The organism is Paenibacillus sp. FSL M7-0134, assembly GCF_038007865.1.
Lineage (GTDB): Bacteria > Bacillota > Bacilli > Paenibacillales > Paenibacillaceae > Paenibacillus > Paenibacillus polymyxa_B.
Window position 1 is genome coordinate 143661 of sequence record NZ_JBBOXV010000002.1, and the last position, 19136, is coordinate 162796.

17 protein-coding genes are annotated in these 19136 nt (G+C 46.6%); 12 read left to right on the plus strand and 5 right to left on the minus strand.

Annotated features, from left to right (window positions below; translation table 11 throughout):
- Positions 1–129: 129 nt before the first annotated feature.
- The 7 genes from NSQ58_RS16405 (at position 130) to NSQ58_RS16435 (ending at position 7790) form a co-directional block, all read left to right on the plus strand.
- Positions 130–1782, plus strand: a complete 1653-nt coding sequence (locus NSQ58_RS16405; protein ID WP_034094966.1) for a CoA-disulfide reductase — start codon at positions 130–132, stop codon at positions 1780–1782.
- Between the two features lie 137 nt (positions 1783–1919).
- Positions 1920–2249 carry a hypothetical protein gene (locus NSQ58_RS16410; RefSeq protein WP_023986776.1) on the plus strand — a complete coding sequence of 110 codons (330 nt, stop codon included), beginning with the start codon at positions 1920–1922 and terminating at the stop codon, positions 2247–2249.
- 339 nt (positions 2250–2588) lie between these two features.
- The gene (locus tag NSQ58_RS16415; RefSeq protein ID WP_023986778.1) at positions 2589–2711 is read left to right on the plus strand and encodes a hypothetical protein; all 123 of its coding nucleotides are present in this window, start codon (positions 2589–2591) and stop codon (positions 2709–2711) included.
- A 99-nt stretch (positions 2712–2810) separates the two neighbouring features.
- Complete coding sequence (locus NSQ58_RS16420) at positions 2811–3119, plus strand: hypothetical protein (RefSeq protein ID WP_160788628.1); 309 nt, start codon at positions 2811–2813, stop codon at positions 3117–3119.
- Positions 3120–3903: 784 nt separating this feature from the next.
- Positions 3904–5406, plus strand: a complete 1503-nt coding sequence (locus tag NSQ58_RS16425; protein WP_023986780.1) for an HD-GYP domain-containing protein — start codon at positions 3904–3906, stop codon at positions 5404–5406.
- 172 nt (positions 5407–5578) lie between these two features.
- Positions 5579–7024 carry an ATP-binding protein gene (locus NSQ58_RS16430; protein WP_160788612.1) on the plus strand — a complete coding sequence of 482 codons (1446 nt, stop codon included), beginning with the start codon at positions 5579–5581 and terminating at the stop codon, positions 7022–7024.
- A 46-nt stretch (positions 7025–7070) separates the two neighbouring features.
- Positions 7071–7790, plus strand: a complete 720-nt coding sequence (locus tag NSQ58_RS16435) for an NAD(P)H-binding protein (RefSeq protein WP_341057867.1) — start codon at positions 7071–7073, stop codon at positions 7788–7790.
- A 77-nt stretch (positions 7791–7867) separates the two neighbouring features.
- Here NSQ58_RS16435 and NSQ58_RS16440 read toward each other — a convergent pair whose 3' ends face one another.
- Together NSQ58_RS16440 and NSQ58_RS16445 are read right to left on the minus strand one after the other, a co-directional pair.
- Entirely contained in the window at positions 7868–9142 is a 1275-nt protein-coding gene (locus NSQ58_RS16440; protein ID WP_341057868.1) for a DUF4179 domain-containing protein, read from the minus strand.
- Positions 9139–9666 (minus strand): sigma-70 family RNA polymerase sigma factor, encoded by a 528-nt coding sequence (locus tag NSQ58_RS16445; RefSeq protein WP_028541151.1) that lies wholly within the window; start codon positions 9664–9666, stop codon positions 9139–9141. Before NSQ58_RS16445 ends, NSQ58_RS16440 begins: the two co-directional genes overlap by 4 nt.
- Positions 9667–9928: 262 nt before the next feature.
- Here NSQ58_RS16445 and NSQ58_RS16450 point away from each other — a divergent pair, with 262 nt between their 5' ends.
- Positions 9929–10309: a RidA family protein gene (locus NSQ58_RS16450; protein WP_013308546.1), complete on the plus strand. Its 381-nt coding sequence runs from the start codon at positions 9929–9931 to the stop codon at positions 10307–10309.
- 123 nt (positions 10310–10432) lie between these two features.
- Positions 10433–11497 carry an undecaprenyldiphospho-muramoylpentapeptide beta-N-acetylglucosaminyltransferase gene (locus NSQ58_RS16455; protein ID WP_069079819.1) on the plus strand — a complete coding sequence of 355 codons (1065 nt, stop codon included), beginning with the start codon at positions 10433–10435 and terminating at the stop codon, positions 11495–11497.
- Between the two features lie 98 nt (positions 11498–11595).
- Here NSQ58_RS16455 and NSQ58_RS16460 read toward each other — a convergent pair whose 3' ends face one another.
- Positions 11596–12351, minus strand: coding sequence for a tryptophan-rich sensory protein (locus NSQ58_RS16460; protein WP_053324525.1), 756 nt, complete (start codon positions 12349–12351; stop codon positions 11596–11598).
- Between the two features lie 244 nt (positions 12352–12595).
- Here NSQ58_RS16460 and NSQ58_RS16465 point away from each other — a divergent pair, with 244 nt between their 5' ends.
- The 3 genes from NSQ58_RS16465 to NSQ58_RS16475 all read left to right on the plus strand — a co-directional run bounded on the left by NSQ58_RS16465 (position 12596) and on the right by NSQ58_RS16475 (position 15621).
- Complete coding sequence (locus NSQ58_RS16465) at positions 12596–13546, plus strand: bile acid:sodium symporter family protein (RefSeq protein ID WP_316243233.1); 951 nt, start codon at positions 12596–12598, stop codon at positions 13544–13546.
- 250 nt (positions 13547–13796) lie between these two features.
- Positions 13797–14921 carry an NADH-dependent flavin oxidoreductase gene (locus NSQ58_RS16470; RefSeq protein ID WP_023986786.1) on the plus strand — a complete coding sequence of 375 codons (1125 nt, stop codon included), beginning with the start codon at positions 13797–13799 and terminating at the stop codon, positions 14919–14921.
- Between the two features lie 112 nt (positions 14922–15033).
- A complete protein-coding gene (locus tag NSQ58_RS16475; RefSeq protein WP_341057871.1) occupies positions 15034–15621 on the plus strand; it encodes a GNAT family N-acetyltransferase in 588 nt (195 codons plus the stop codon).
- Here NSQ58_RS16475 and NSQ58_RS16480 read toward each other — a convergent pair.
- The gene (locus tag NSQ58_RS16480; RefSeq protein ID WP_341057872.1) at positions 15587–17221 is read right to left on the minus strand and encodes a response regulator transcription factor; all 1635 of its coding nucleotides are present in this window, start codon (positions 17219–17221) and stop codon (positions 15587–15589) included. The genes NSQ58_RS16475 and NSQ58_RS16480 overlap by 35 nt on opposite strands.
- Positions 17222–17228: 7 nt before the next feature.
- Positions 17229–19043: a sensor histidine kinase gene (locus tag NSQ58_RS16485; protein WP_023986789.1), complete on the minus strand. Its 1815-nt coding sequence runs from the start codon at positions 19041–19043 to the stop codon at positions 17229–17231.
- Positions 19044–19136: the final 93 nt, after the last annotated feature.

The window sequence follows — 19136 nt, forward strand, 5'->3', positions numbered from 1 at the left end:
TTTTCGACCCAGATCAGTATTCGTTCAATGTTTATCAGGCGGGGGGCAACCTCCGTCTTTTTTGCGTATTGACAACATACCCCCATAGGTATATATTATACCCCGTAGGGTATATAAGGAGGGGAAGAAATGGGTAGGAAAATAGTTATTATTGGCGGGGTAGCAGGTGGAGCTTCTGCTGCTGCGAGATTACGTAGATGGAATGAGGAAGACGAGATTATTCTGTTTGAACGCGGAGAGCATGTTTCTTTTGCAAACTGTGGCCTTCCCTACTATATTGGCGGGGCAATCCATGCGCGGGAGAAGCTGTTTCTCCAGACACCTCAAGGGATAAGAGACCGTTTTAATATAGATGTACGGGTACTGAAAGAAGTGATACAAATAGACCGCGAGCAGAAGCTCGTCCATTTCCGCGATATGATTACAGGGGAAACAGATGAGCAACCGTACGATATTGTGGTATTGTCGCCGGGAGCCAAACCGATGATACCGGACATTCCTGGATTACATGAAGCTATGAATTTATTTACATTAAGAAACATTCATGACACGGACGTTATTAAGGCATATGTAGATGAAAGGCATCCAAAGCATGTCACGGTGATCGGGGCCGGATTTATTGGGCTGGAGATGGCCGAGAATTTGCGGGAGCGTGGACTTGCAGTAACCATTATTGATATGGGACAACAATTATTGAATCCGCTGGACCCTGAAATGGCCAAATGGGTAGAACAGCATATGAGGCTGAACGGGGTGGAGGTGCGTTTAGAGGAAGGAGTCACAGCTTTTGAAGAGCAGGGTACACAACTTCGTTTGACCTCCGGGGGTGTGCTTCAGACGGACATGGTTATTCTGGCGATCGGTGTTGTTCCTGAAAATGAGTTGGCCAAGCAAAGCGGATTGGAACTTGGTTTTCGCGGCGCTATTCAGGTGAACGCCCAACTGCAAACCAGCGATCCGGCCATTTATGCGGTGGGGGATGCCATTCAGGTCAAAGACCGCAATCATGGGTTTGCAACGATGGTATCGCTAGCCTGGGGAGCCAATCGTCAGGGGCGTTTGGTAGCGGATCATATTAACGGTCAAGCAATTTCTTATGATGGGGCGCTTGGAACATCCGTAATTAAGACCTTTGCATTGACTTCAGCTTCTACAGGTAATAATGAAAAAACATTACAGCGGCTGGGCGTTCCTTATCAGGCTGTTCATATTCATCCTGGTTCACATGCCGGCTATTACCCTGGCGCATCACCCATTGCTATGAAGCTGCTCTTTAATCCCGAAAACGGGATGATCTATGGGGCGCAGGCTGTTGGAGCTGATGGAGCAGACAAAAGGATTGATGTCATTGCGACGGCTATTCGTGGCCATTTGAACGTCCGTGAACTGGCTGATATTGAACTTGCTTATGCACCTCCTTATTCTTCAGCAAAAGACCCTGTGAATATGGCGGGTTACGTGGCTTCGAATATCATGGATGGGCTGGTCCAAACGATACAGTGGCATGAAGTTGATGATTTTCACCGCAATGGTGGTCTTATTATTGATGTTAGGGATGCGGTGGAGCTACAGGCAGGGGCCATTCCAGGTTCGATTCATATTCCTCTGGCCGAGATTAGAGAGCGGATGGCAGAAATCCCTAGTGATCTAGAGATCGCGGTATCCTGCCAAGTCGGTCTGCGAGGCTATATTGCGGCCCGAATTTTGACTCAATACGGTTATCGGGTGAGGAACGTTGATGGTGGCTATAAGACGTATTCGGTTATGGCTGAACGTGAGTGAACATTTCCTTTCATGTCTTTGGTGTAGGATCGCTACTGTACATTATTTACGTTATCCGCAGGGTTTACCCCTTTTCTGATCAAATTATGGCTTGGTTCACTGTGTGACGTCTGTTACAATAGAAGAGGCATATACGAATGGATAGAAAAGAGGTTGAGCAGGTGGGCACTTCAGTGATTTGGGAAGCAGTTATATATTGGGTGATCTTGGTGATTTCCGCTCTGTGCGTGATCGCAGTATCTGGTACTCGGAAGACAGCAAGCACGATTATTTTAGCGCCCGTTGTTTTGTTCTGTACCATATTTATGATGCAGGGATCAGTGTTTACTGCCATGAATCACCCGACGATGGGGTCTAATGTCGGTTTGGGTATGGCATTTCTGACAACATGGGTGGTCAGCGGAATATTGTTTGCTGTAGCGCTTGTAATTGCTTTTATTAAATATAACAAGAAGAACAAGGCGTAATTTAGCCTTAACCTCAGATGGATAAAGGCTTTCGGTGATGTACCGAAAGCCCTTTTTGTATTCCTTTTTAACCATGCAGGATGTCTCCGCTTATCTGCGTCTTCTCATAAGCAACACAACGATCAGCACGACGATGATCACGATCAATAGGAATTTCATATTCGATAACCTCCTTGGTCTGTCTCATATTTGGTATTAACCACTTTTAGTTAGTATGCACCGATGGATCTCAAGCAAGTATCTATTGTCGAGTTTTTGGGGAAATTTAGAATGTGGGACTAAAAAGAGGTTTACAGGCTTAGCTGGAAAGTGTATACATAAAGTAAGGAGGCGATTGCCATGAGTGATCGTGCATTTCATTTGTTCTATATTATTTTCTTAACGGTTCTGGCACTTGGAAGTGTGGGTGGAATCGCTTGGTGGCTGCGCTCTGTCGGTCGTCAGGAGAAGGAAAAAAACTAAATTCAACATGGGCATACAAGCCCGAATGCATCTTCCAGTAGGAGGGTGCATTTTTATATGTTATAATGGGAACATATGTTCTTTGTAGGAGGAAAGATGATGTTGCCAGATTTGGAACGAAAGCTGTTACGTATTTTGTATAATTATTTCGCCCAGCATCGCCACATGCCCACAATGGCGGAATTGACCGTAAAAACAGGCAAGCGAGACGCTGAAATTACAGTCGCCTTGCGACATATGGAACAGGAACGCTATATCACTTGGGAAAACAATTCGGGTACCCAGCATGTTGTTTTACTGGAAGGGTGGGAGCGTCCCCCGACCCAAAGGCGCACTCAAGCGGAAACAAGACGTTTCACTACGCAAACGATGCCGCCCGATGGTACAGAATATTGGACGAATTATTAGAAGGGATATAAAACTGGAAAATTAATGAGTTTTTAAGGTGCATATCATTTAGTTTTAAGAAAGCGAGACTATAATGACCCTATTAACCCCTTTTTGATCAAGCTATAGGCCCTGCCGATGTATCGGCAGGGCCACTTTTTTGTCCATAGATACGCTTATGTATATGAAAAATCCCCCGGGGATCATCCGGAGGATGGTGCAGTTTGCATATACTGCACGGCCTGCTCAAACTTCATCGTTTGATGGCAAAATATATATTCAACCCCTGCTACCTTGCATTATATGGTCAGCATGTTCATAAGGGGCAGTGTGATTCCACTGTTCATTTTCCAAACGACAAAAGCCCTACCTCTCTTTCGTCCTTGCGGCTCCGATGACCGCGCCAGTGTGAATGTGAAAATCTTCGGCAAAAGCTCAAAATTCTACATTAGGGTTATACATAAAATTAGGAGAAGCTCCATACGGTGATTAGGAGTAATAGCTTGTTGCGTGGAATCCTATGGGGTTAATACATACTTTAATAGTATAGCAAGAATGATTATAAAACACAAGTCATTTTTGGCTTTTTGATTATAGACTGGAAAAAATGTTGGCTAAAATGCTCTTCCCTCGAGAGTTTCTTAGTTAAGAATAAGATGATTTCCCATCTATAAATTGCAGATTAAAAGCCATCCTCGTATTTATGTAAAATGCTCGAGCAAGAAGGTAAACTTTTGATGGTTGGACTCCGATATTGAATACACAAGATATTTTAGAGTGTACGGATGAAAAGAGGGGTAGCAATTTGCCGACCTATAAGCGCTTTATTCAGCATGTTATCCTGAACTATATTATAGGTTCGTTTATCGCTGTATTGTTGGTAGGTATGATTTTTGTATTTTCCACGTTAAATGTAGCCCACTATGAAATTCTGGGTCTTGTTAAAATTATTGCATTTTCCAGCGTCATTATGATTGCTTGTGAAACCATAGTGTTTCGAATGCATTTGAGACCGGTTCATCGTTTTTTTTACGGCAATCAGGAAACACTCAAGGATGTAGAAGCGGTGTATATCCGGGTTCATCATCTGCCTAATTTGTCAGTTTTACGTATTGTTGGACCGCATTTGTTGGGTTTCTCTATCCCGGCAGCCGTCATTGCCTTATGGATGATACATACTGGACAACTTACCTTTCCCTTGTATTATGTAGGAATCGCCTGTATAGGAGCTTGTCTGGTTGCTTCGATGCACGCACTGGTTGAATTTTTCCTGACAATGAGAGCAATCAAGCCGCTGCTGGAGGAAATCCGTGATCGAACCTATCAGCAATATGGATTAAACCTGTCCCTGCGAGGACGAGTCCTACTATCGCTTCGGCATAAATTTCAGTTAAGCGCGACGCTCATTGGTGCTTTTCCTCTGTTTTTATTTTGTCTAGCTACACAGATTCGCCTGGAACGTTTGGAGGCGACGGATTCGAGTTCCTATTGGGCATGGGCGGGTACGATTTTAATTTTTGGTGTAGCCTTTGCTTATCTGGGAGGAAGGTTGTTGACCCGTGAGATCGAACAGCCGATCCACCACCTGCTGGAAAAAATGAATGCAGTGAGGGAAGGCCGCCTGAACAGTAATGCCAGCGACTTGTACTCCGACGAATTTGCCGAGTTGGTTGAAGGCTTTAACATGATGATCGAGGGCCTGAAGGAACGGGAAGAAAAGAACGGTCAGCTATTGGACAGTTACTTCGCCACCTTGGCGGCAGCGCTGGATGCGCGAGATGCCTATACCGCAGGACATTCTTTGCGTGTGGCTGAATACTCCGTACTCATTGGGCGCAAGGGAGGTTTGAATGAGACAGACCTCGACTTGCTGCGCAAAACAGCTTTGCTGCATGATATCGGTAAAATCGGCGTGGCTGACGCTGTTCTGCTCAAGGACGGTAAGCTGACGGACGAGGAGTTTGATCAGATTAAAATGCACCCGGTTATGGGAGAGAGTATTCTCCGGCAAGTTGAACCAGCTTATGCTATGGCCCCTTATTTGCCCGGCGTGCGATCGCACCATGAACGTTATGATGGCAAGGGATACCCTGACCAGCTCGCTGGGGAAGATATCCCCTTATTTGGGCGAATCATTGCTGTAGCGGATGCTTATGATGCGATGACGTCTGATCGTCCCTATCGGCAAGGTATGAAGGAAGAGAAGGCGGTTATGATATTGGAAGAGGGAAAGGGAACCCAATGGGACCCTTATTTTGCCGAATTATTTGTCAAGGAGTGGCGCCGGAACAAAGGCATCACAAGCTGACTCTGTATATATCAGCACAACAGGGCGAGCCATTGAGGTTCGCTTTTTTATATAGGAATGTAAGCATCTTTTATGTCGAAAGATGGGGCTTCATGTTATGATGTACAAGAAAGGCAAACGCGGTTAACATAGGCCTGGCATCCAATTTTTTGCGCTATGGGAGTGTGAGTCCATGCAATTTTCAATGATGTTTTTAATGAATTTAGGGATGCTGATTGCCGTTGCCTATGTGGCGAACGTGATTTATAAATATGGTTTGAGTCGTACCTCTTCGCGGTTCAAATATGTCAGCTCGGTGCTGCTAGTGATATTTGGCGGATGGGTCAGCTCTTGTTTTGGTTTTAACTTTAGTGAAACGGTTATTTTTGATTTGCGTTTTGTACCGCTGATTATCGCGGCATTGGTGTATCCCCGCTCCTATACGCTTATTATTATTGGGGTCGCAATCGGACTAACGAGATTTACCTTCGGTCTGCATATGGCGGCGTGGGTCGGCTTTTTGAATATGAGCATTCTGGGCGTCCTGTGCGCCGGATTGAACTACTGGATGCGCCGTTCCACCTGGCGTTTGATTATTAAGGCATCGGTGACCATTTTAGCGGTTAATATCGTAAATACGTTAAATATTGCCTGTCTGGGCGTCATTCCCTGGCGCTATTATGTAGCGGAGGTTGTTCCTCTTACACTGCCAATCGGCATCGTCCTCAGTTTTTTATTTGCTCTGATTTTAAGGGACTTTCAGATGGAGCAACAGCGGAATCATCAGATTAAGCAGGCGAATGAGTTGTTATCAGAGCAGCGAGATGAGTTGCAGAAAGCAAAGGTCATTCTAGAGGAACGTGCCAAGCAACTGATGATGGCTTCCCAATATAAATCGGATTTTATGGCAACGATGTCACATGAGTTACGTACACCTCTTAATAGCATCATTAACCTGGCGCAGATTATCAACGAGCAGGGAAAAGAATTGGATGAGGACGAGTTATACCAATACAGCGATCTCATCTATGCCTCAGGGCATGATTTGCTCCAATTAATCAACGACATTCTGGACTTGTCCAAGGTCGAGGCTGGTCACATGGAAATCGTAAGTGAGCCAGTCAATGTGCGTGAGATTGCGCAGGTGATGATGATGCATTTTGAAGTCACTGCGAAGGATAAAAACCTGGAATTCAGCTTAAAGGAGCATGAGCCTATACCGAATGAAATTCGGTCCGATTCTAAACGTGTACAGCAAATTTTGCGTAATTTATTGTCCAATGCCTTTAAGTTCACTCATGAAGGACGTGTATTGCTAGAAATGAGTACACAGCATCTGAATCAAAAGGGACAAGAGGGAGATTGGGTTGTATTTGCTGTAAAAGATACGGGCATCGGTATTTCCAAGCTTCAGCAACACGTTATTTTTGAGGCATTCCAGCAGGCGAACGGTTCCATTAATCGTAAATATGGAGGAACCGGGTTGGGATTGTCCATCAGCCGTGATTTTTCCCGCTTGTTGGGCGGGTTTATCCGTTTAGAAAGTGAGGAGGGTAAGGGAAGTACGTTTTCCTTGTACCTACCCATGTGTCCGTCCGTAAGCAAGGAGGCGGACGAACAACCCTTTAAATTAACCTAATCGCTATTGTAGGAGCAGGAGCGTTATGGCACAAAGGAGGTCTATCATGGAACGTAAAGCGGTCGTTGTGGGTGCAACAGGGCTCGTCGGGGGTTATGTTGTACGAGAGCTGCTGGTGCAAAAGGAATACAACCGCGTCATGGTTATGGGCAGACGTCCGTTGGACATCAAGCATCCCAAGCTGGAGCAGGCGCTCATCGATTGGGAACAGCCACAGAAAGCGGCGTTTGCCTTCGAAGGGGTGGATGATGTTTTTTGCTGCCTTGGGACAACGATGAAAAAAGCTGGCTCCAAGGAGCAGTTTCGTCAGGTGGATCTGGACTATCCGGTGCTGGCTGCCCAGTTGGGCAAAGAGGCTGGTGCTGTACAGATGCTAGCTATCTCAGCGATGGGGGCCGATCCAGATTCACGTGTGTTTTATAACCGCACCAAGGGTGAGGCTGAAGAGGCGCTTGCCGCTATCGGGCTGCCTGCGCTGCATTTGTTCCGTCCGTCGCTGATTTTGGGCGCGAGACCTGAACGACGTATGGGCGAAGCCGCTGCCGCTGTTGTCATGAAAGCGCTGGACGGTCTGATGACGGGCAAGCTCGCTTCCTACCGCGCTATCCCGGCTTCGGTCATCGCACGAGCCATGGTACGAATCGCTCTTGCGCAGGCGAGCGGCGTACATATTTATCCGAACGACATCATTCGGGTCATTGGTGCAGAGCTAACATCCGATGATGAGGAACCTGTTACAGGAACAGCTCCTGATGAGAACGTGTAAAACCACGGCTAGGGTTAAAAATGACAATAACGCCGCTGTTGCCCAATGATTCGGACAACAGCGGCGTTATTTGTGTTTTATTGGTGGTTTGTATGTTGCGGCACATCTATCGTAATCTCTAATTCATCAATGTAATGGCGTGTCCAGTTGCCATTAGCATCGAGTAGGGCACTGCCTCTTGGTTGTGTTGGCAATATATAAGGCTTGAAAATGATCTTCTGGGGAGTATCTACAAAAGGAGTAAACAGGGTGATCATTTTGCTGTCACGTTCTTTGGTAAGGGGAACTCCAGAGCCGCTCAGGAGCTGGAGTTCTCTTCCCTGCTCGTCGAATATAGCATACTCAAGCATATCCAATTCCTTTTTGGTGTACTGGATCGTGTGGCCGTTTTTGATGTACTTGTATTCTCGCTCCACGGTGTAATCATCCGGCATATGTGCAATATCGGTCAGCATTTTGAACGACGTTGTGATCTTGGTCGTGATGGGTGTAAGTTCTACCTTTTCTGCCGTAAATGCAAGATACGGATTAGACTTGCTCATTTGCAGCTGAAGTATCTTATTATTTATTTTAGTTTTGTGAACCGTGGTTTGTATGCGAAACGGCTCGGCTATACCTTTTAACTTTGCATATACCTCTAGCTCAAACTGATCTGATAAGGCGGGTTTACCACTGGCAGGGTCACGCATATATGCAATCAGCATAGAATTACTGTCTTTGCCTGGGCGGCCATACATGAAATTAAAGGAGCCATTATTGCTATTGACCGATGTCCCATTGATGAACAGGTCCACTTTCTCCAGAATGTCCTCCTCGGGCTGTCCTTGCGTTTGGATGGCCGGATAAAGGGTTTGATGTTGTGAATCTCCGCCGCTCTTTTCCAACGCCACGACCAAGCGTGTCCCGTCAAATATGATTTGTGGTACCTTTAATGTAATACCGCTATGGGTAACACTGAGATTCGAGGAAGTTGCGAACCCTTTCTGATCAGCGGTTTGCAGCCCGAGATCCCCAGCAAGCTTGAACACGCTGTCTACAAGGGGAACCTGTTTCAGTGATTCTGCCATTGTAGGCGAAACAAAGGCGCTACCAATGATCATAATGCCAATGGCAGCCGCAGAAGCAGCGACAATTGCGGTTCCCCGAAGAAATCTTTTGACTGGTCCATGTAAGGAAGAGGAAGGAGACTTGGATAACGGCTCCACATCCGATTCCATTTGTGTGTAAAATGCATCTAAGCGTTCTCTTACCAAATCGGGAATCATTACCGTGTCTGCTTCCAAGTTTTCTTTTTCTGATTGTAATTTCTGGTCCAGCTCTTTATTCTGTTTCTCAAACTCTGAAGGGCTCATTGAAAGGTCACCTTCCTTTCTCCGCGATTTTGTAGCAGGTCCATTAATGTTCTGCGAGCACGGTGTAATCGTGTTTTGACGGCCCCCTCTGATACATCCAGTACCTCTGATATTTCTCTGATCGGCATATCCCGCAAATAGTGCAGGGAAATCACAGTTCGCATGGACTCCTCCAAGTGGTCGATGGCCTCGCGCAGTTCGATTTTTTCATATCCGCCCGAAATGGAGGGTTCCTTTATAAATTCCGCCACGGGTACGATCCGTTTTTGCTTGCGGATAATGAGATGGCACTCATTAATGAGGATGCGAAGCAGCCATGTTTTAAAATAGCGAGGTTCACGCAGCTCACCCAGAGACTGGTATGCCTTGAGCATCGCCTCTTGCATCGCGTCCGCGCAATCTTCATTGCTGCGAAGAATGGAACGCGCCATGCCATACATATCGGATTCCATATGTTTCATCAAGGCGACGAATGCCTTGCGGTCCCCCTGCCTTGCTTGGTGTAAGTTTGTTTCGAGATTCAAAGGATGGTGCTCCTTTCCCGTCTATACTGGCTATGATCATTGTACCTGTATCTGTATTTGTAGAATTTATTTTGTAGCAGGTTATAGGAGTTAGATGATACATAGGCGCTAAAGGTTACAGCGGATATAAAAAAATATAGCACCGTCGCAAGGGATGGCTTAAAAGAAGCCCATTGCGTTAATCCGTCGCACGGAATAGTGGCTTTGGACTTCACATGCTATAATACGGTGAACCAGTATCAGGAAGGAGAATCCAACCCATATGAAAAAAACAATTGCTACTGAAAAAGCACCCGGTGCTATCGGCCCTTATAGCCAAGCGGTAGAGGCAGGCGGGTTTATTTACACCTCGGGACAGCTTGGACTAAATCCGGCAACAGGTGAGTTTGGTAAGGATGTACAGGAGCAGGCACGCCTGTCCTTGAGCAACGTCCAAGCCATTCTGGAAGCGGCAGGCAGCAACATGAACCAGGTTGTGAAAGCGACTGTATTCCTGAAGGATATGAACGATTTTGTCAGCGTCAATGAGGTGTACAGTTCTTTCTTTGAGCAACCCTATCCAGCACGCAGTGCGGTGGAGGTAGCTCGTCTGCCTAAGGATGCACTGGTGGAGATTGAAGTCATTGCATTGAAGGGCGAATAGTCTGAAAGGTCCGTTCATAAAATAAAAAGTTTGTATGGCAACCGGGTGTCCCTATTAAATAGAGGCACCCGGTTGCTCAAATTTAATGTGTTTTGTTTTTTTGAATATAGAGTGGAGGTGGAGATGATTAAAAAAATAATTTTCACTGGTGGAGGCTCTTCAGGACATGTAGCAGTAAACCTAGCTTTGATTCCTCACTTACTGGAACAACATTGGAGTGTCCAATACATAGGCTCTGAACAAGGGATTGAAAGAAAATTGATTTCTGGACTAGAAGATGTGTGTTATTTCAGTATCTCAACTGGGAAATTGCGCAGATATTTTGATTGGAATAATTTTAAGGACCCTTTTAAAGTGCTGAAGGGGATTTCTCAAGCGTACCGGATTATAAGAAAAGAAAAACCGGATATTATTTTTTCAAAAGGCGGGTTTGTTTCGGTTCCTGTGGTATTGGCTGGGTGGTTGAATAAAGTCCCTGTAATCATTCATGAATCAGATATTACCCCTGGATTGGCTAATAAGATTTCCAGCATATTTGCTACAGAAATTTGTACTACCTTTCCTGAAGCCACTCAGTACTTTCGCTCTAAGCATACCCGGTATGTAGGTGCTATTGTGAGAGATGAACTAAAAGATGGGGAGGCAGCCAAAGGTTTGACCTATTGCGGATTTACTCGAAATAAGCCGATCATTCTGATCATGGGTGGGAGTTTAGGTTCCAAGAAGATCAATGAGATGGTCTGGATGAATTTAGAGGCTTTGCTCGTTCATTTTCAAATCGTCCATATTTGTGGTAAAGACCAAGTGAATCATTCCATTCATATGCATGGCTACAAGCAGTTTGAATACATAAACGATGAACTGGCGGATGTTATGGCGATGGCAGATATGGTTGTTTCTAGGGCGGGTTCAAATTCCATTTTTGAATTCTTGACGCTGCGGAAGCCGATGCTATTGATCCCTCTTTCAAAGGCGGTTAGCCGGGGAGATCAAATTCTAAATGCCAAATCATTTAAAGCGCAAGGCTTTTGTGAGTTTTTAGAAGAAGAAGAGTTGGAATCTGAACGATTTGTTGACATGATTCTTGGTTTGTATGAAAAAAGGTCGGATTATATTATCAATATGAAGAAAATGAATGCAGATCACTCGACAAGCAAGCTTATAGATTTGATTAAAGTCTATACCTAATCACATGGTTAAAATGAATAAACAAAGCAAGCGAGCTTGGGCTAGATGATTCAGACCCAAGCTCGCTTGTTCTGGCTAGGAGATCATATTCGTTTTCTTTAATCCCGTTCTCGATTACGGGCAAAGAATAGCCATAGCGCGTACACCAGAATGATTGCCGCCAAGATCAATGCAGCCAGCCGTACATTTTCATTGTTCGGATGCTCGACGGCGATGGCGACATAGGCCCATACAAATACGAGAGGATAAATGCTGTCGCGATAAGGGAAGCTGACCATGATGGCCAATACGGTGCCGATGAGCAGGATAATGATCGCCCATGTCGTATCGCTGAGTCCCCAGCCACTCCATTCATTCTTTTCCAGTGCCACTGCAATATTGATAATAGTAGCAACAGATACCCAACCGAGGTTCAGGCTGAATGGTAGCTTGACGAACCACATTTCTCCGCGGGTTGGCTGCGGCGTGCGGGTACGTACATACACGACGCTCAAGGAAAGCAAGTATAGAATAATGACGATGACGCACAGCTCTACGTATACATACTGCCAGAGGAAAATCCAGATGATATTGAAGAGACAGCTTAGAATAAAAAAAATACCGATGGACTGAACGCTTGTCTTGGCTTGCCCTGTAGGTGTAGCTTGGTACACGACAAAGCAGGCGAGCAGTACGTAGATGACCGACCAGATGGAAAAAGCGTAACCCGCTGGGGTGATCAAGGTTGGGTACATGTTGGATACAGCAGCAGTGCTTCTGCCACCGATAGGAAGTGTAGAAGCCAGAACGTTAACGAGAACGACAGCGATAAATGCAATAATATTCCACCATTTATACGGATGGCTTCGTGACATAGGGATATCTCCTCCACAACGAATGATGATCCAAAAATGACCGACTGGTCACAAGCTTCTATTATGAATATACCCACTTTGCTTTCGAATATGTCCTAACCGGAAAAAGTTTCTTGATCCCGGTAAAATCATAAAAAGTTGTATGTATATGCAGTCATATGTAGTACAATGGTGAAAATTTTAAGCACTATATAAGCTGAATTTCCTCAAATTCAAATTATATAGAAGTAAGGAGATAAGTAGAATGAATGGCTTGGAGAAAGTAGGGAAATTTGTAGGAGGAACCTTTTCCATCTGGGTACTTTTATTTGCATGCTTGGGATTTTTCTTTCCTGCGGCGTTTACAGGGTTGAAAGGATACATACAGTTATTTTTGGGCATTGTCATGTTCGGGATGGGGCTGACTTTATCTGCGGCTGACTTTCGTGAAGTATTTCGGCGTCCAGTGGATGTGGCTATTGGTGTGGTCGGGCATTATCTGATTATGCCATTTCTGGCCTTTGGATTGGCATTAGTATTGCAGCTGCCACCGGATATTGCGGTAGGTGTCATTTTGGTAGGCTGTTGCCCGAGTGGAACCGCGTCCAACGTAATGACGCTCTTATCCAAAGGCGACGTGGCATTGGGCGTGTCGATTGCTTCGGTGTCGACGCTGATTGCTCCACTGGCTACCCCGGCCATGATTAACCTGCTTGCTGGACGTTGGATGAATATTGATGCGAAGTCGCTGATCATGGATATTCTCATCGTGGTTATTGTCCCCATTGTGTTGGGTGTTATCGTCAAATCGCTATTTCGCAAACAGGCAGAAGCCAGTGTCCAGGCGCTGCCGCTCATATCAACACTGGTGATTATGCTCATCGTGGCTATTGTGATTGCAGGCAGCAAAGGCAAGATTTTGGAGACAGGTCCGATTATTTTTGGTGTGGTTATTTTGCATAACGGTATCGGGTTCCTGCTCGGATATTGGTTTGCCAAGCTATTCGGTATGAATCTTTCCAAGCGTAAAGCTGTTACTCTGGAAACGGGAATGCAGAATTCCGGACTGGGCGCTGCGCTGGCAGCAACTCATTTTAATCCGATTGCTGCTGTACCGAGTGCGATTTTTAGCGTGTGGCATAATATTTCCGGCTCGTTGCTCGCGACCTGGTTTTCCCGCCGGGAGGAGAAGAACAGCACATCCGGGAACCATTAAGCTTTGTCAGTGGCTTGTGACAAGTGGCTGCGGTTCAGCTTTTTCGAACAGTTTGGGGAAGGTCAGAAAGGATAGATTTGACTTTATAGTTGCGGATCATTATACTGTGGTTGTTACAACCACTGTATTTAAGTAAGCAACAGTAGTTTGAGTTCGTTATGGAAGGAAAACTGCATCCAATTCATATTCGGCTTCATGCTTAACAGCCTTATATTATCTGATCTGATTTAAACTGAAGGAGAGAGAACGAATGAACCCAAAATATAATTCTCTATTTGAAGCTTTTACCCTGCCATCCGGTGTTACGTTGAAGAACCGTATTACCATGGCACCTATGACTAACTTTGCTTCCCACGAAAATGGTGAAGTCAGTGACGAGGAACTGGCATACTACCGTGAACGCTCCGGTGGTGTGGGCGCGGTTATTACCGCTTGTGTGTATGTAACTCCAGATGGTAAAGGATTTGTTAATGAGTTTGGTGCGGACAAGGATGAAATGATTCCTAGCCTGCGCCGTCTGGCAGATACGATTCATCAGGAGGGCGCGAAAGCGATCCTGCAAATTTATCATGGTGGCCGCCTGTGTCCACCGGATCAAATTCCAGATGGACAGCCGATCAGTGCAAGCGCAGTAGCCGAGGAAAAAGAAGGCGCGCCTGTGCCGCGTGAAATGACATCCGACGATATCCACCGCGTCATTCGTGCCTATGGCGAAGCGACTCGCCGCGCGATTGAAGCAGGCTATGATGGTGTGGAGCTTCACGGAGCGAACGGTTACCTGGTGCAGCAGTTCTTCTCCCCGCATTCCAACATTCGTACTGATGAATGGGGAGGAAGCCTTGAGAAACGCTTGGCCTTTCCGCTGGCGATTGTTCACGAAGTGAAGAAAGTGATCGCAGAGCATGCGAAGCGTCCATTCATTTTCGGCTACCGCTTGTCTCCTGAGGAAGGACACACGCCAGGCATTACGCTGGATGATACGATGGTGCTTGTAGACCGTCTGGCGGATCAAGGGTTGGATTACCTGCACATTTCCGTAAATCATTTCTTTGGTGGTTCGTTCCGTGACCGTAGTGACGAACGGTCACGTACCGTTCTCATCCATGAGAAGGTAGGTAACCGTGTGCCGATTATGGGAGTCGGGTCGCTGAATACACCGGACGAGGCGCTTGCAGCACTGGAGACAGGTGTACCGCTTGTATCGCTGGGACGTCCGCTTTTGATGGAGCCGCAATGGGTTCAGAAGGTGCAAAACGGCACAGAAGATACCATTCGCACGACATTATCCAAACAAGCTCAGCAGGAGCTAGTCATTCCTGACTATTTGTGGAATGTATTGACGACCCTTCCAGGCTGGATGCCTGTTACGGACTAAATTTTGAATGATGGAAATACCCTAGGCTGCTCTCATGCACCTGGGGTATTTTCCTGTCTCATGACCATGAACACAATAATATAGGAATAACGGAGAAAGAAGGAAACTGACAATGTTGCATGAAGCTAATGGCGTAATTTTGATTAAGTCTACCCATCCGAGGCTACAGATTCGACTGTTACAAGTAAATGATGCAGAACGTTTATTAGAGATCAGACGTGAAAATTTTGATTTCTTCAAACCGTTCGAACCAGAACGACCTGAAATTTACTTTACGCTGGAAGAACAGGCGCGTCTGATTTCCAACGGTTTGGAAGCGGCACAAGCCGGACAGGGATATACGTTTGGACTTTTTTTGCCGGAAAATGATAAGCTGATTGGCAGAATGGAGCTGTCGGGTGTCGCTAGAGGCCCCTTTCAAAATGCCAATCTGGGCTACTTTGTAGATCCTGCATACCATGGACAAGGCTATGCGACTTCCGCAGTGAAGGATATTGTACGCTACGCCTTGAACGAGTTGGAATTACACCGTATTCAAGCTGGAGTGATGCCAAGAAATACGCCTTCCAATCGAGTGATGGAAAAGGCAGGATTTCGCCGCGAAGGGCTGGCTCTCAACTATTTGAAGATTAATGGTGTGTGGGAAGATCACGTGCTGTATGCGGTCACGGCTGAGGATTTGCAGAATGGCGTTTTCTGAATTCGCCGGGCGTGACCCCCTCCAGTTTTTTGAACACCTTGCCAAAATATTTTTCATCCTGATACCCGACCATACCGGCAATATGATGAAGGCGCAGCTTGTCATTTAGCAGCAATAGCTTTGCCTTGCTCATCCTGATCTGACACAAATAGTCTGACAGATTAACCCCGTACTCCTGCTTGAATTTACGAGAAATATATTCCCGACTGAGATAAAAGCGGCTCGCCATATCCTGTAGAGAAATGTCCTCGTTATAGTGTGCATCCAGATAGCGGGCAATATCACGGATGGTCGGGTTGTTTGGGCTATGGCTTGGTGTAAGCGCCTGACCGGCTGCCAGCAGTCGGTTTTCAACCTGTCTTTGCCATAAGGGCAGGGAAAGCATGCCACGGTTGTCGACCGGCAATGCATGAATGGAGCCGGACTCATCTGCCAGTTCCTCGCCATCGGTATCTCCAGGTCTGTCATTCAGCCAGCGGGCCAGCATCCAGTCCAACTCCTGATTCCAACTGGCTAGCTGCTCTGCTGTCACCGAAGGCAGCACGGCTACGGCTGCTATCCAATGGCCTACCGCTATCGACACACGATTGGCATTACAGCTGAGCGCACTAAGCCGCAGTTCCTCTTCCATCTCAGGCAACTGGGGAAGACGAATGCTCTGCCGTGTCTGGGAACTCTGGTGCATCCAGTCGGCGGTTTGCAACACATCCCGTTTCCACAACGCTTGCCGTGCCTCTTGGTAGGCAGTGGCTGCCGCTATGGGAAAAGCGCCAAAAGAGCCAAAAGAGCCAACCCCGATGTGCATGTAACACCGCAAAGCCGTTTTGATCCCTGTGTGAATATCCTGCAAGAGCAGCGGCCAACGAGATGGCTCGCCCCAATACAGCAGAATAATTTCGTCCATACGCTCCAGATGACGGAATGCAACTCCGGTTTGAGAAGTTCCGAGAAATTCGTTACAGATGTTAATGAGGGAAAAGCTCAAAAGCGCACGGCGCGTTTTATATTTGTCCAGTATATCGGCATCCAGCTGAGTGGTACTCATCACAGCTGCATTACATATCTGAATAGCTGCAGGAAGACGTAGCTCCTCACGTAAGGGCGTAATGGATAGAGGGGTATTCGCTATACCGGAAACGATTTCAGTCAGGAGCTTATCAGCATAGTGCGGCCTCATCCGATTGACCTCCATGGCCTGCATCGTTTGCCTGTTCCGGTCTTGCTCCGCCGTCCGCCAGGCTTGAGTGGCTTTATTTAGAGCCTCGTTAATCTCCACTGGATCCACGGGCTTAAGAATATAGTCCATGCCTCCCCGGCGGATGACCTGTCGAACCAAGTCAAAATCATCATAGCCACTGACCACCACGACTCGGGTTGCTGGGGAATTGACTTGAATCCACTCCATCAGTGCTACTCCATCCTTGCCGGGCATCCGCATATCCGTGAGTACAACAGGTGGGGAAAGGGCGGTAATGACCTCAATCGCCTGATCGCCCGACTCAGCCTCAATCACCTCGCTCACACCGCAAGCTTCCCAATGTACGAGCATCCGTATGGCATGGCGTACATGCTTCTCATCATCTACAATCAGGACTTTCATTGACAGATCACTCTCCCTTAATATGAATTTCCATAGGGACTTCAGTACGAATTTCGAGTGTATAACGGACGCCATGAGGCAGAATGTTGTCTACGCACAGGGTGTTAGAACCATCCTCCGAGTGAAGCTGAATACGCAATAGAACATTACGAAGGCCAATGGAGTCCTGCTCGCTAGTGTCCGGCTCCTCGTAGGCTTTCAGCGGACGTTTTAACATATGCTGGAGCTGCTCCAAATCGGCCTGTGGAATGGAAATTCCGTTATTTTCCACTGTTATTTTCACAATGCCTTCCTGGATTCGGCTGCCTGTAATGCGAATTTCACCGGGCCCCAGCCGGGGATCGGCACCGTGTTTAAAGTAGTTTTCCACCAACGGTTGGAGAATCATTTTTGGCACCCGATCATTTAGCACCTCATCTTCCCACTGGTAAGTGACCTCTAATTGCTCACCGAAGCGTTCCTTTTGTAAATCAAGATATTGTTTTACATGTTCGGCTTCTTCCTTGAGTGTAACTACCGTATGGTCCCGCATGTTATAACGCAGCATTTTGGCAAGGGAAGAGAGCAGAGAATAAATTCGCGGCACCTCATGCTGTAGGGCCAGGGTTCCAATAGACTGTAGCGTATTATATAAAAAGTGAGGATTAATCTGTGCTTGAAGCGCTTTCAATTGATGTGTCTTGTTAGCCAGCTCCAGCTTGTATTCCCGCAAAATGAGGTTATTGATGGTATCCATCATCTGTCTGAAACGGCGCGACAGTACTCCGATCTCATCGTTACTCATGGCCCGAATGTCTACATCCAGTTGACCGGACTGAATCTGGTTTATGTAGCGAGTCAGCCGCTTAATAGGTTCCGTGATTTTTATCGAAATCCATAACGTGGCAACAATGACAAGTAGCAACGCTGCGCCTGTAATGACCGCATTAATCTGAGTCAGGCGGGTAGCCCGTAAATACAGCGTACGATGTGGAATTTTCTTGACGAGCGTCCAGCCTGACAGATTGGCATCCAGCTTGCCGTACACGTGCAGTGCTGTATCATCCTCAATCACTCCGTGCTCGCCTTCTTTAGAAATTCGATTGAGCAGGCCAGATTCCTTCCAGTGTGTTCCAATCGATGCTTCTTTTCCGCTATATACGATCGTTCCGTTCCGATCGATCAAAAACAGCTCCTCTGTATCCGCATCATACAATTGACGGCAAATACTGCGCAGCGGCTCCAGATCAACATCTATAGCCAGTACCCCAAGCGTCTCTGAGGCAGGAATGTTCCGAATCGCCCGATGAAGTGTAAATACCTGCCGCTTTGTGCTGTGCTCCGCATAGGAAACCGCCGAAAAGCCGTACAAATGCTTCATGTGCGAAGGCTGTATGAATAGTCCGGAAGGGCCGTAATGAATAGAACCAGTAAAGGGCTCCAGTCGGAATTCCCGTAGCGGGACTGTACTGGTAATCAACGTGGATTGCCCAGCCTCAAAAGAATGCAAATACACTTGGTCAATGCCTGACGAAGCATTCATCATCGTTTGCAGTGTGGTGTAAATTTCAGCGACGGCCCGGTAATCATCCGGAATTTTGGCCAGATTACGCAGAAAATGGGGGTCATTATAGACTCCGATGGACGCGCGATTCAGTCCCTGTAAATAGTTATCCAGATTCGTAATTCCCTGAAAAATAAGCCGTTCATTTTCTTGTGTGGCCTGCTCCCGCAAGGATTGCTTGGTGAGAACAAAGGTCATAGTCATCGACAGCAGCAGCGGCAGAGTGACCGCAATGAGCAAAAACCAGATCAGGCGGGAACGAATACTGTGAAATTTCATGCAGTGAGCTCCTTTCACAATTCAAGGCGAGCCAGAGGTCAATATTTTCCCCCCTAATGGTTCACGATCCTACGTGTTCTCCAGAGCGCTTAT